This window comes from Cupriavidus sp. HPC(L) (assembly GCF_000307735.3).
GTDB lineage: Bacteria > Pseudomonadota > Gammaproteobacteria > Burkholderiales > Burkholderiaceae > Cupriavidus.
This window is the reverse complement of record NZ_AMPR02000235.1, coordinates 17,928-30,858: the sequence shown is the minus strand read 5'-3', so window position 1 is coordinate 30,858 and position 12,931 is coordinate 17,928. Positions and strand designations below refer to the sequence as shown.

Here is a 12,931-nt window from a genome sequence, read left to right as displayed (position 1 = left end):
GGTTGCAGGCCCGCGCTGACCAGCCAGTTGTCGCCGATCACGCGTTCGGCGTCGATCCGGCGCAGTTCGACCTCGTCGTTCGCATTGACCAGCAGCGCCGTGGCCTGCCCCTTCGCGTCGCGCGTCACGCCGCGTTGCGGCGCCAGCATCGCGGCCGGCCGCACGCCCTGCTGCATCCGCGCGCGCACGAACATGCCGGGCAGCAGCTCGTGCCGCGGATTCGGAAACACCGCGCGCAAGGTCACCGAGCCGGTGCCGGTGTCCACCGCCACCTCGGTGAACTCGAGCCGGCCCGGCTCGGTGTACTCGCTGCCGTCTTCGAGGATCAGCCGCACGCGGGCCGCGTTCCCCCCCGCCGCTTCCAGACGACCGGCCGCGAGATTGCGGCGCAGGCCCAGCAGCGCGGACGAGGGCTGCGTGACATCGACATAGATCGGATCGAGCTGCTGCACGGTGGCCAGCGCGTTGGCCTGGCCGTTGGTGGCGAGCGCGCCCTCGCTGGCGAAGGAGCGGCCGATGCGCCCGGAGATCGGCGCCAGCACCCGGGTGTAGCGCAGGTCGATCGCGGCGCGGTCCACCGCCGCCTGCGCGGTCAGCCAGGCCGCTCGCGCCTGCTCGTATTCCTGCTGGCTGACCGCCCGCTCGCGTGCCAGCCGCTCGTAGCGCTGTGCGGTCTGCCGGGCCGACTCCAGCGTCGCGGCGGCGCTGGCGTGCGCGGCCTGGTAGGTGGACGGATCGATCTGGTACAGCTGCTGGCCCTGCCGGACCTCGCTGCCTTCCTTGAACAGCCGCTTCAGGATGATGCCGTCGACCTGCGGCCGAACCTCGGCGATGCGGTAGGCCACGGTACGGCCGGGCAGTTCGGTGCTGAGCGCCACCGGCTGGGGCTGCAGCGTGACATAGGCGACCTCGGGAGTGCGGGCAGCGGCGGGGGCATCCTGCCTGCCGCAGGCGGCAAGCGTCAATGCCGTCAGCAGGACCAGCGCGATCGCGGGCGTTGCCGCGAACGACAGGGAACGGGAGGTGTTGAAGACAGGGTCGGCAGGCATGGCGGCATCGGAGAACATCGGGCGGCACCGATGCTATCCGTCCATGCCGGTCACGGCGCTGGCGCCAGGCTGACGGTTTCGTCAGCTATCCGTGGTACGGCCCGCAGGCATAGCCTCGCGCTTCAGATAGCGCGGCACGAAGCGGCGGATCGCGCCATCAGGAAAGCGCACATCGACGCGTTCGCGCGTGGTCGCCACCACGGTGCCGACGCCATGGCGGCGGGCGCGCACCTTGTCGCCTTCGGCGAAGCGCGGCGCGCTCGCGCCGGCTTTCGATTCGGGCAGGGGCTCGACCGGATGGCGCGCCGCCTCGGCCGCCCGCACGCAGCTGTCGCAGGTGCCGCAGCGTTCCGGGCCGCCATGTTCGCCGTAGTACTCCAGCAGCATCGCCCAGCGGCAGCGCCCGCTGCGCGCGTAGTGCAGCATCGCCTCGAGCGTGGCGCGGTCCTTGCCGCTGCGTTCGGCGTACTGGGCCGCGATGGTTTGCACCGCCTGCGCATCGTTCTTGCCGGGCTGCCGGCTGTAGCGGCCGTCCTTGTGGCGGCGCGCGATTTCCGCCTCGCACAGCATCGTCAGCGCGACCTGCAGCTTGCGCCTCGCCACGTTCGGCAGCCGTTGATGCAGGACGTCGAGCGGCAGCGGTTCGGCGGCATCGATGTCCCGCATCTCTGCGACGATCTGCTCGAGCGTATCGGCGCTGGGATAGCGATTCGACAGGAAGAACTGCTGCACCCGCTTGTCGCGTTCGTCATGCAGCAGCGTGCAGCGCGCCGGCTCGCCGTCGCGGCCGGCACGGCCGGTCTCCTGATAGTAGGCGTCGAGGCTGCCCGGCAGCTGGGCGTGGACGATAAAGCGGACGTCGGGCTTGTCGATGCCCATGCCGAACGCATTGGTGGCGACCATCACGCGGCATTCACCGGTCATGAAGGCGGCCTGGCTGTCGCGGCGCTGCCCGGCCGTGCAGCGGCCGTGATAGAGCGCGACCTGCTGCCCGGCCTCCTTCAGGCCCGCATGCAGCCGCTCGGCTTCGCGAACCGTGGCCGTATAGACGATGCCGGCGCCTTTCTCGCGCGCGACGAGGCTGCGCACCTGCGCCAGCCGCTCGTCGTCGCCGGCGACATGCTGGACCGCATAGATCAGATTGGGCCGGTACAGGCCGGCCTTGACCACGCACAGCGACTGCAGGTCCAACTGCGCGGCGATATCGTGGATCAGCGCGTCGGTGGCGGTCGCCGTCAGCGCAAGCACCGGCGGCCGTCCGAGCGCACGGACCGCGTCAGGGATGCCGAGATACGCCGGACGGAAGTCATGTCCCCATTGCGAGATGCAGTGCGCTTCGTCGACGACCAGCAAGGCGATGCGATTGCGCTGGATCGACGCGATGACCTCGGGGTCCTGCAGCTGTTCCGGCGTGGTCAGCACGATCCGCTCGTCGCGGCGAGCCACGCTGTCCAGCGCCGCATCCGCGGCGGCATCGCCGACGGCGCTGTTGACGACCGCCGGGTCCAGCTCGAGCCCTTCCAGTTTCTCGGCCTGGTCCTGCATCAGCGAGATCAGCGGCGAGACGACGACCGTCAGGCCGTCCAGGCACAGCGCCGGTACCTGGTAGCACAGCGACTTGCCGCTGCCAGTCGGCATCACCGCCAGCGTGTCGTGCCCCTTGAGCACGCTGTCGATGACTTCGGCCTGGCCGGGGCGCAGGCGCTGGATGTCGAAGCGCTCGCGCAGCAGGCGGCGGACGGAATCGGGCAGCGTGGTGGTCATGTCCGAGCGGCGGCTGCAATTTCCATGCCGCACGCGCCCCCCCGCGCCGGTTCCACGATCCGGCCGCCGCGGTCCGTCTTTGAGAAAAATTGACACCCCCGAACGGACGGACTTACGCTCGGTCGTCCCTGGACATGCCCCGCACGCCGCCTCGCGCCGCCGCGCCGCAAGCCCTTGCGGCACCGCAGTCCCCCATACCCATAACGACAAATCTCTTCGAGACAGCCTCGCCGTGCCTTCCTCCCGCCTGACTCCCTCGCTGCTCAGCGAGTTGCGCCCCGCCCTGCCGATCCTGATCGGCGCCTCCGTGATGCTGAGCCTGGCGATGGGCCTGCGCCAAAGCCTGGGCATCTTCATGCCGCCGCTGACGCGCGATATCGGCATCTCGGTATCGGACTTCACCGCGGCGATCGCGGTGCAGAACCTCGCCTGGGGCCTGCTGCAGCCGATCGCCGGCGCCTGGGCGGTGCGGATCGGATTCCGCCCGCTGATGATGAGCGGCGCCGCGCTCTACGTGCTCGGGCTCGCCTTGCTGGCCGGGGCGCAAGGCATGCTCGGCGTCACGCTTGGCGCCGGCGTCGCCATTGGCGCCTCGATGGCCTGCACCGGCAGCGCGATCGCGATGGCGGTCGCCGCCCGGCCGATCTCGCCGACGCTGCGCAGCACGGTGCTCGGCATCGTGTCGGCCGCGGGCTCGCTGGGGGCACTGATCGCCGCGCCGATCGGACAGGTGGTCGCGCAAGGCTACGGCTGGCGTGTCGGCATGGTCGCCTTCGTCGTGCTGGCGCTGGCGATGCTGCCAGCCGCGTGGTTCGCCGGCCGGGTCGACCGGCTGCCGGCGCCTGTGTCGCCGAGCGGCATCGAGCAGAACGCCCGCCAGGCGCTGGGCACGGCGCTGCGCCATGCTCCCTTCCTGGTGATGGCGATGGCGTACTTCGTCTGCGGCATGCAGCTGGTCTTCCTGACCACGCACCTGCCGTCCTATCTCGATGTCTGCGGCATGGACGCGATGCTCAGCGCGCAGGCGCTCGGCGTGATCGGCGGCTTCAACGTGCTCGGCAGCCTGTTCTTCGGCTGGGCCGGCGGGCGCGTCAACAAGCTGCTGCTGCTCGGCGGCATCTACACGCTGCGCTCGCTGGCGCTGATCTGGTATTTCTCGTCGGCGCCGACGCCGGAGAGCACGCTGCTGTTCGCCGCGGTGATGGGCTTCCTGTGGCTCGGCGTGGCGCCGCTGGTGGCGGGCTGGATCGCGGAGACCTTCGGGCTGCGCTGGCAAGCGATGCTGGGCGGCGTGGCCTTCTTCAGCCACCAGATCGGCAGCTTCGTCGGCGCTTTCGGCGGCGGCCTGCTGTTCGACGCGCTCGGCTCCTACACGCTGGCATGGCAGGTCGGCGTATCGCTGGGCCTGGCCGCGGGCCTCGCGCAGATCGCGTTCGCCGTGGCGACGCGGCCGCGGCCGCCACAGGTGGCGACGGCCTAGGCCGCGCCACCGGGCGGCGTTGCGTGCCGGAATGGCGCGACGGCGTTACTGCGCCGGACGGATGTTCTGATTGCCGCGGAACAGATTGTCCGGATCGTATTCGCGCTTGATCTGCGCCAGCCGCGCGTAGTTGGCGCCATAGGCGGCGTCGACCCGCGTGGTCTCGTCCTGCGTCAGGAAGTTCACGTAGACGCTGCCCAGCGCGAATGGCGTCAGCGCATCGAACAGGCCGCGCGTCCACTGGATGCAGCGCTGGTCGTCGGCGGGCTGCTGCCAGCGGCCGTGGATGTTCATCACGAAGTTGGCGTCGCGATGCGCGTAGGCCGTGGCGTCGACCGGCACGCGGCCGACCCGCCCGCCCAGCGCACCGATGAAGATTTCGCATTCCGGCGACGGCAACGTCGCCAGCCCGTCTTCCAGCACGGCCAGCATGCCGTCGTCGAGCCGCGCGAAATTGTGCGACTTCCAGTAGTTGCGCGCCCCCGGCGTCAGCAGCGGATCGAAGGCCTTCTGCCAGGCGGCATAGGGCATGGGCCCAAGATGCTCGCCATAGGGCTGGCCGAATTCGCGGATCGGTGCGATGGCGTCGGCACCTTGCGCCGAGGGGCCGATATGGCAGCAGGCCAGCACCATCACCGGTTTGCCGTGCACCTCGGGCGGCAGGAAGGGCAGCGGCGGCGCGAGGCGGAACACCGACCATACCGTCACGTCGTCCGGCGCCGAATCCATGAACTCCCGATAGCGCGGCAGCACCTGTGCCGCCTGCTCGAACGGATAGACCACCAGGCCGCCGTAGATTTCAGGTCCGACCGGATGCAGCTCGAACTCGAACTGTGTGACCACGCCGAAATTGCCCCCACCGCCGCGGATGGCCCAGAACAGATCGGGAGCGTTGTCGGCATCGACACGGTGGTGTCTTCCGTCGGCCGTCACCATGTGCGCACCGAGCAGGTTGTCCACCGTCGTGCCGTACTTGCGGCTGATCCAGCCGAAACCGCCGCCCAGCGTCAGTCCCGCGACGCCGGTCGTCGAGTTGATGCCCAGCGGCGTCGCCAGCCCGAAGGCTTGCGCCTCATGATCGAAATCGGCCAGCGTCGCACCTGGCTCGACCCATGCGACCCGTGCCTGCGGATCGACCACGACCGATCGCATCCCCGATAAATCGAGCACCAGCCCCTCGTCGCAGACGGCGGTGCCGGCGATATTGTGGCCGCCGCCCCGCACCGCCGCGCGCATGCCATGTCTTGTCGCAAACCCGATCGCGCTGATCACGTCGGCGGCGCCGGCGCAGCGCGCGATCGCGGTCGGCCGGCAATCCACCGTGGCATTCCACACCTTTCTCGCTTCTTCATAACCCGGATCGTCGGCCTGCAATACCGCTCCCCGCATCCCCGACTTCCACTGGTCGATGGTTTCCCTGGTCACACTGGTCATGGCGCACCTCTCGTCTTGCTCTTGACGCAGCGTCCTCGACAGGCTGTCCGGCCTGGAGGCCGCGCGGTGGCACGGTGATGGCCATCACGTGGTATGTGTGCCCGGATCGATCGGTCTGCGACCTGCGAGGGATGAGGGTGGGAGGCGGGATCGGCGGAGGGCGCTGGTGCGGAACATTTAAGGCACGAGGTCGGCAAATGTAAAGCCACGCCGGAGCCCTGACATTGCAGACAAAGGCAAGCAGGTTTTGCCTGTGATGCCACCCGCCAGCGCTACAATCGCACCGTCGAAAAAGACAGCGGCGGTATCGGTTAGTCCGCCCGCTCCGGTTCCCGGAGTTCTGTCGGCGCCCGCCGACCCGCGACCTTCGCCTGCATCCGAGCGGGCGGGGTCGCGCGCGTCTACTTCGCCTGCCGCCTCGATCCCTGCCCGCTTCTTGCGGCGAAGCCTTTCGTTCGACGCTGGTCCGGCTGCCGCATCGGCATGCCGGTCCGCCCATTCAGCGAGGCCATCATGAAACAAAGCATCTCCGTCGTTACCCTGCCCGTCGCCGATCTCGACCGCGCCAAGGCGTTCTATTGCGGTGGACTGGGCTGGTCGCCGGTATTCGACAACGGCGATATCGCGTTCTTCCAGTTCAACGGATTGATCGTCGGCTTGTGGACCCAAAGCTCGTTCGAAGCGGAAATCCACGGCCCATCGAGCCCGGGAGCACGCGGCTCGGCGCTGGGCCACAACGTCGAATCGCCCGAGGAAGTCGACCGGCTGATCGCCAAGGCCGTCGCCAGCGGCGCGACACTGGTGTCGCCGGCGCGCGCCTTGTCGTGGGGCGGTTATTCCGGCTATTTCGCCGATCCGGACGGGCATCTGTGGGAGGTGGCCCACAACCCCGCCTGGCCGATCTCGCCCGAGGGCTACGTCACCTTCGCCAGCTGACCGCTGCCGCCAAAGGCGCCGGTGTCGGAATCGGCTGACAGCCGATGCGGCCCGACGCCGGTGTCCTGCGATCGCCGCCCCGGCCTATGCTGGTCCACGTTTGGACCGCATGGGCCGACACGCAACCGGGGGAGGCGATGGACTGGATCGACATGCTGCAATGGCCCGCGATGGCCATCACCGTCGCGGCCACCTGGCTGATCGGTTCGCGAGTCGCCACGCGCCGGAAGCTTGGCTTCTGGGTCTTCCTGCTGAGCAACGCACTGTGGGTCATCTGGGGCCTGCACACCAGCGCCTATGCGCTGGTGGTGCTGCAGTTCGCGCTGGCCGCGCTCAATCTGCGCGGGATGCGCAAGGCCAGGCAGATCGAACAGAACGGGGAAACGCAGCCGGGGCCGGCGGGGAGCGCGGAGGCGCAGTAGCCGTTCAGGCCAATGTGAAATGGCCCGGTAGCGGATCGGAATAGTTGGGGTCCGCCAACAACGCATTGCAGGCCGCCGTGGCAGCGAACCGTGACACCTCGACGCGTACAGTCCGTTTCCACTGCGCCAGCGCGTCAGAATGAATCGCCAACGCCTGATGGCATTTGTGCTTGCGTGACGGATAGCGAAATCCGATTGGCGAGCCGCCTTTCCAGTGCTGAAGCAATTCCCTGAGCCGGACACCGAACCATTGACACCATGCGTGGTGTCCGTTGATCTGGTCGTAGATGCCGAGTTTCGAGTATGGCGGCGGGCGGGGCAGTCTCGGTTGTGGTCGGGATCAGCATCAGCCAATGGGGTGGGAACCGCTTGATGTCCTTGATGCCAGTTGCGCTGCCACGCTCGCCTGACGTTCCAGAGCAGGTTGTGACAAATGCTGCTGCTGCACGGCCGTCAAGTCGGGGCGTGTTTCGAAGGGCTTGCCGGCGAGCAATTCGGCAGGCGTCAGCTCATCGAACGATTCATCCGGCGTCACCCAGAACGCATGTACCTCGCTGCTTGGCAGACCTTTCATGTCACGGAGAATCGGTGGCAGCAATTCGATCACCGGTGCGGAAAATTGCCAGGCGGGAAACATCCGCCCGTTCGCCTTGCCGCGCGGCGTTACACAATAGAATCGACCGTCCTCGACCGCGCGATAGAGAGTCGCCTGAGACATCGCCACCAGGCCATTGCGGATCACCTCGCCGGGTTTCAGATTCGAGATCGAGAGCTTGTTTGCCGCTGGCCCGGGCGACATACCGCTGCCGAGCGCCGCCGTCAGGCACTGGCGCACGATCGCCATTACACGTGCACGGTCGGCAGAGTCGATAGCCTGAACGAGTCGCTCGTCGATGTCATGTACCAACTTCTCAATTAGCTGAGGCGCCTGGAGATCTGCGGGCCGATCTGCGTTCGTCGGCGCGATTCGTTGGGTCATGTCAGCTCCTATGGGACGGCGTGCTGGTCGGCGGGGCGGCCGGACGAAGAAAGCGCCCAGGACGGATCGGTGCCTTTGCCACGCCAGTGGTGCGTCCACTCTACGCGATCCTCTCATTTTTCGCAAACTTCTCATGGCGCTGCATAGGTATGGCAAGCTGCCGGGGCCAGCCACATGGAACCCGCCTTCCACTACACTTGCGGCTCGCTGTCTTCCGCGCCCGCCTTGTCTCGGCGCGATCTCGGCCGGCTCGCCGGTCGGAACAACAAAACAAAAAAATCGTGTCCTCTGCTGCTTCCCAAGACCGCTCCACCCTGCTCGCCGTGCTCGCCCTGATGGGATCGATGGCATCGCTGTGCGTCGGCACGTCGTTTGCCAAAAGCCTGTTCGATGCGGTCGGCGCGCAGGGCACCACCGCGCTGCGGGTCGGGTTTTCCGCGCTGATCCTGCTGGTGGCGTGGCGGCCGTGGCGGTGGCCGCTGAAGGGGGCCGATGCGCGCGCCATTGCGCTGTACGGCGCGGCGCTGGGTGCGACCAATCTGATGTTCTACATGTCGTTGCGGACCGTGCCGCTCGGGCTGGCGATTGCGATCGAGTTCACGGGGCCGCTGGCCGTGGCCATCGCCTCGTCGCGGCGCGCGCTCGATTTCGTCTGGATCGCCTTCGCGGTGGCGGGACTGCTGTTGCTGCTGCCGTTGCGGGAGCACGCCGACAATCTCGATCCCGTCGGCATCGGCTACGCGCTCGCCGCCGGGGTCGGTTGGGCGCTCTATATCATCTTCGGCCAGCGCGCCGGCAATGCGCATGGGGGCCAGGCGACTTCGCTAGGCTTGCTGATGGCGTCGTTGGTGGTATTCCCGTTTGGCCTCGCCCATGCGGGCACGGCACTGTTCAGCCCGCCGTTGCTGCTGGCGGGGTTGGCCGTCGGCGTGCTGTCCAGCGCGATTCCCTATTCGCTGGAGATGGTCGCGCTCAAGCGGCTGCCGCGGCGGACCTTCGGCATCCTGCTCAGCATGGAGCCGGCGATGGGTGCGTTGGCGGGCCTGGTGATGTTGCACGAGCAGCTGAGCGCCACGCAATGGCTGGCGATCGGCTGCATCATCGTCGCTTCAATTGGCTGTACCGCGACGGCCGGTGCGCGCCGCCCGGCCAAGACGGACGCGCGCGGCACAGGCACCGCCGCTTGAGCACGCGCGACGCCCCGCCGTGACGGGGCCTTGGTCACGCTCAGGCGACCTTGTAGCGCTCGAGCCAGTGCGCGTACAGCGCGGGCAGGGTCCACGAAGGGCGGTCCACGCCGAGCGCCTTGGCTGCGTGGTACGGCCAATGCGGATCGGCCAGATGGGCGCGACCGACCATCACCAGATCCAGCTGCTGCTGGGCGACGACGCGTTCGGCGAGCTGCGGCGTATCGATGCCCCAGGCCGAAGCCACCGGCAGGCCGGTCTCGCGACGGACCCGCTCGGCCACCGGCGCGAGGAATGCCGGACCCCACGGAATGTTCGCCTGCGGCGTCGAAAAGCCGACGCTGACGCTGAGCATGTCCAGCCCTTCCTGCTTGAGCCGCTGCGTCAGCGCGATGGCTTCGCTCAGCGTTTCCTCGTCGCGGCCGTCGTATTCGATCACGCCAAAACGCGCGGTCAGCGGCAGGCGCTCGGGCCAGACCTTGCGCACCGCCGCCAGCGTCTCGACCAGGAAGCGGCCACGGTTCTCCGCGGAGCCGCCGTAGGCGTCGTCGCGCTGGTTGGAGTGGGGCGAGAAGAAGCTCTGCGCCAGATAGCCATGCGCGAAATGCAATTCCAGCCATTCGATGCCGAGGTCGCGCGCCCGCTCGGCGGCCGCGACGAAGTCCGCGCGGACGCGGGCGATATCGTCGAGCGTCATCGCGCGCGGCACCTTGGGCAGGCCGGCACCGAAGGGGATCGCCGAAGGCGCGATCGTCTGCCAGCCGCGCGGATCGTCTTCGGCAATGTGGTCATCGCCTTCCCACGGCCGGTTCGCGCTCGCCTTGCGTCCCGCGTGGCCGATCTGAATGCCGGGCACCGCGCCGGCGGCCTTGATGGCACCGACCACGGGGGCGAAGGCCTCGGCCTGCTTGTCATTCCACAGCCCGGCGCATCCCGGGGTAATGCGGCCTTCCGGCGAGACGGCAGTGGCCTCGGCGATCACCAGACCGGCGCCGCCGCGCGCGATGCCGGCCAGGTGCACCTTGTGCCAGTCGTTGATGACGCCATCCTCGGCGACGTACTGGCACATCGGCGGCACCGCGATCCGGTTGCGCAGCGTGACATCTTTCAGTTGGAACGGTTGGAACAGCGCGGACATCTATCGTTTTCCTTCAGTGAGATCGAAACAGCGGGTAAAGCCAAGTGGCAAGGTGGCAAGGCGGCAGCGCGCGGCGGGCTCAATGGTCCCGTGCCGCCACGGCGCCGAGCAGCGCGTGCGCGACCGCCTCCGAGGAGGCCGGATTCTGACCGGTGATCAGCAGGCCGTCGGTGACGGCATACGGCTGCCAATCCGCGGCCTTTTCGTAGCGGCCGCCATGGGCCTTCAACATGTCCTCGACCAGGAACGGCACCACGTCGGTCAGGCCGACTGCCGCTTCCTCGGTATTGGCAAAGCCCGTCACCGTCTTGCCCTGGACCAGCGGCTTGCCGTCCGGTCCCTTGACATGGCGCAGGACGCCCGGCGCGTGGCACACCGCCGCGACCGGCTTGCCGGTGGCAACGGCGCGTTCGATCAGCGCGATCGAGTGCCGGTCTTCGGCAAGGTCCCACAGCGGGCCGTGGCCGCCCGGGTAGAACACGGCGTCGAAATCGTCGATCGACACGTCGGCCAGCTTGCGCGTCGATGCCAGCGCGGCGCGCGCCTCGGCATCGGCCTCGAAACGCCGGGTGGCGTCGGTCTGCGAGGCCGGGTCGCTGTTCTTCGGATCCAGCGGCGGCTGACCGCCTAGCGGCGAGGCCAGCGTGATATCGACGCCTTGGTCGCGGAACACGTAGTACGGCGCCGCCAGTTCCTCCAGCCAGAAGCCGGTCTTCTGGCCGGTGTCACCAAGACGGTCATGCGAGGTCAGTACGATCAGCAGTTTCATGATGCGAATCCTTGTCGGTTCAATCGAACGGCGACCGAGAATTAGACCGGTCGTCTAGTAACGAAACCAAAAAAAGCGACGCGCCTTCCGCGTCGCCACTGGCGGTGTCTTTCCGCCAGCCGTGCTCTGCTACGACAGCTTCAACAATTGCCGCGTCGCGGCCATTGCCAGCGCGAACGGCTTGCCGTCCTGCCGGAATTTCCCCAACAGCGTGGCGCCGAGCCACAACTGGTACAGCGTGGCCGCCAGTTCGTTCGGATCGTCGATCCCACGCAGCGAGCCATCGCGCAAGGCCGCCTCGATACAGGCGCCCAACCGCTGCACGATCTGCCCGGTGCCGCGTTCCAGCACGCCGCGCATCGCCTGCGACAGGTCGCACACCTCTGCGCCAAGCTTCACCGCCAGGCACTTGCCCTCCGGGTCGTCCGCATTCTGCGCGTTCTGCCACACGTTCCAGTAGCGCAACAGCCGCTGGCCGTGATCGCCCTCTCCGCGCACCAGCATTTGCTCCAGGTGCGCCAGATAGTCGGTGAAATAGGATTCGAGCAAGGCCTCGCCGAACGCTTCCTTCGAGCCGAAATAGTGATAGAACGAGCCCTTCGGCACCCCTGCGGCCTGCAAGATCTCGTTCAGCCCCACCGCCGAAAATCCCTTGCGGAGCATGATCGGCTTGGCCGTGTCGAGGATGTGCTGGCGGACGTCAGCGGTGGTGGAGGGTGGCATGGGGCCGAATGATACCAGAATTAGACCGGTCGTCTAGTAGCGGACGGCGGAGGGTGAAGGACGGTAGTTTTGCGAATCGGCATTCTTGTTCGCTTTTGTCCCGATGCGCCGCACTAGCTGTATGGATGCACAGTATATTCGTGACCTCCCTTCTCTAATGAAGGGGTTGCAAATGGCTCCGTCTGGACAAACCGTGCCCAACCGGGCGAACTCCCAGACACTCGCTGGTAAGGGACCAAACCGTGCCCAAGCAGGACTATCCGCCGTTGTGGCCTCCCGGCCGTCACAGGATCACGCTTTCGGACTTTCGCGCCGTCGCGGTGGAACGGTTCCCGCGCGACGGGCGGCGGCGAGAGTTGTATCTTCGGTTGGAAGCCTGGATAAAGAAGCTTCAGTCCCTCGGTGTCAAGGCAACACTCTGGCTCGACGGGTCGTTCGCCACGGAAAAACCCGGCCCCCGTGACGTCGATTGCATCCTTTGGAATCCCCGAGTGGATGGCGAGATGACGGAGGGTACAAAAGAACTCCTTGCGCCGCTAATCGACAAGAACCATGTAGACAGTGAGTTTGGGCTGGATTTTTTTATGGAGGGACCCTGGAGCGGCGACCGTTTCCAGCGAGAGGCTTACTGGTCTGGCGTTTTTGGTTTTTGCCATGATCGGATTACAGCGAAAGGACTCGTGGAGATCGCATTGTGAGCGCGGAATTTCTTGAACAGCATGTAAAGGCTTTGATTGCGGTTGCCCGGGAAACAGAGGAACAACTAGCGAAGGATCCTTATGACTTCTGGTGTGCTGCAGCGCTAAAAGTACAGTACCAAGCCATCGCCAAGGCTTGGCGCGAGCTTGCCGTTGCACGAGCAGAACAGACGCAGCAACCATTGGAATTGCGCTTGATTGCGCCTCCCGCGAAGGTCCAGGGTTGGAGCAGCACCTGAATGGCTCCATGCGAGCCGCTCCTGCAGGGTCCGGATATTCACGCTACCCTGTCGCGCTCCAATTGAAGATTCCGACCGTCGTTCGGATCCAATCCCTCTGTCAGGAATCCCCA

The 12,931-nt window shown here is 67.0% G+C and carries 13 protein-coding genes; 6 read left to right on the top strand and 7 right to left on the bottom strand.

Features of this window, described 5'->3' with window-relative positions; translation table 11 throughout:
* Together B551_RS14455 and B551_RS14450 are read right to left on the bottom strand one after the other, a co-directional pair.
* A partial coding sequence (locus B551_RS14455; protein WP_083492611.1) for an efflux RND transporter periplasmic adaptor subunit occupies nucleotides 1-1,049 on the bottom strand: 1,049 nt, incomplete at its 3' end.
* 81 nt (nucleotides 1,050-1,130) lie between these two features.
* Nucleotides 1,131-2,813 carry an ATP-dependent DNA helicase RecQ gene (locus tag B551_RS14450; protein WP_006576266.1) on the bottom strand — a complete coding sequence of 561 codons (1,683 nt, stop codon included), beginning with the start codon at nucleotides 2,811-2,813 and terminating at the stop codon, nucleotides 1,131-1,133.
* Nucleotides 2,814-3,123: 310 nt separating this feature from the next.
* On the opposite strand from B551_RS14450, the gene B551_RS14445 reads away from it, so the two are divergent.
* On the top strand, nucleotides 3,124-4,293 hold the full coding sequence (locus B551_RS14445; protein ID WP_156526544.1) for an MFS transporter: 1,170 nt from the start codon (nucleotides 3,124-3,126) through the stop codon (nucleotides 4,291-4,293).
* Nucleotides 4,294-4,338: 45 nt separating this feature from the next.
* On the opposite strand, the gene B551_RS14440 is transcribed toward B551_RS14445, so the two are convergent.
* Nucleotides 4,339-5,727, bottom strand: coding sequence for an FAD-binding oxidoreductase (locus B551_RS14440; RefSeq protein WP_006576268.1), 1,389 nt, complete (start codon nucleotides 5,725-5,727; stop codon nucleotides 4,339-4,341).
* A gap of 513 nt (nucleotides 5,728-6,240) precedes the next feature.
* Between B551_RS14440 and B551_RS14435 the strand changes: the two genes are divergently transcribed.
* On the top strand, nucleotides 6,241-6,663 hold the full coding sequence (locus B551_RS14435; protein ID WP_043439785.1) for a VOC family protein: 423 nt from the start codon (nucleotides 6,241-6,243) through the stop codon (nucleotides 6,661-6,663).
* Nucleotides 6,664-6,749: 86 nt separating this feature from the next.
* Entirely contained in the window at nucleotides 6,750-7,085 is a 336-nt protein-coding gene (locus tag B551_RS14430; protein WP_253281363.1) for a hypothetical protein, read from the top strand.
* 346 nt (nucleotides 7,086-7,431) lie between these two features.
* On the opposite strand, the gene B551_RS14425 is transcribed toward B551_RS14430, so the two are convergent.
* Nucleotides 7,432-8,064, bottom strand: a complete 633-nt coding sequence (locus B551_RS14425; protein ID WP_023264382.1) for a hypothetical protein — start codon at nucleotides 8,062-8,064, stop codon at nucleotides 7,432-7,434.
* A gap of 335 nt (nucleotides 8,065-8,399) precedes the next feature.
* Between B551_RS14425 and B551_RS14420 the strand changes: the two genes are divergently transcribed.
* Nucleotides 8,400-9,251 carry a DMT family transporter gene (locus B551_RS14420; RefSeq protein WP_052511374.1) on the top strand — a complete coding sequence of 284 codons (852 nt, stop codon included), beginning with the start codon at nucleotides 8,400-8,402 and terminating at the stop codon, nucleotides 9,249-9,251.
* A gap of 40 nt (nucleotides 9,252-9,291) precedes the next feature.
* On the opposite strand, the gene B551_RS14415 is transcribed toward B551_RS14420, so the two are convergent.
* The 3 genes from B551_RS14415 to B551_RS14405 all read right to left on the bottom strand — a co-directional run bounded on the left by B551_RS14415 (nucleotide 9,292) and on the right by B551_RS14405 (nucleotide 11,881).
* Entirely contained in the window at nucleotides 9,292-10,389 is a 1,098-nt protein-coding gene (locus tag B551_RS14415; RefSeq protein ID WP_006576273.1) for an NADH:flavin oxidoreductase/NADH oxidase, read from the bottom strand.
* Between the two features lie 79 nt (nucleotides 10,390-10,468).
* Complete coding sequence (locus B551_RS14410; RefSeq protein WP_006576274.1) at nucleotides 10,469-11,158, bottom strand: type 1 glutamine amidotransferase domain-containing protein; 690 nt, start codon at nucleotides 11,156-11,158, stop codon at nucleotides 10,469-10,471.
* Between the two features lie 129 nt (nucleotides 11,159-11,287).
* Nucleotides 11,288-11,881 carry a TetR/AcrR family transcriptional regulator gene (locus B551_RS14405; protein ID WP_006576275.1) on the bottom strand — a complete coding sequence of 198 codons (594 nt, stop codon included), beginning with the start codon at nucleotides 11,879-11,881 and terminating at the stop codon, nucleotides 11,288-11,290.
* A gap of 242 nt (nucleotides 11,882-12,123) precedes the next feature.
* Here B551_RS14405 and B551_RS26120 point away from each other — a divergent pair, with 242 nt between their 5' ends.
* Both B551_RS26120 and B551_RS26115 read left to right on the top strand, forming a co-directional pair.
* Nucleotides 12,124-12,579, top strand: coding sequence for a hypothetical protein (locus B551_RS26120; protein ID WP_157071987.1), 456 nt, complete (start codon nucleotides 12,124-12,126; stop codon nucleotides 12,577-12,579).
* Nucleotides 12,576-12,818 carry a hypothetical protein gene (locus B551_RS26115; RefSeq protein WP_156526538.1) on the top strand — a complete coding sequence of 81 codons (243 nt, stop codon included), beginning with the start codon at nucleotides 12,576-12,578 and terminating at the stop codon, nucleotides 12,816-12,818. Before B551_RS26120 ends, B551_RS26115 begins: the two co-directional genes overlap by 4 nt.
* Nucleotides 12,819-12,931 lie beyond the last annotated feature (113 nt).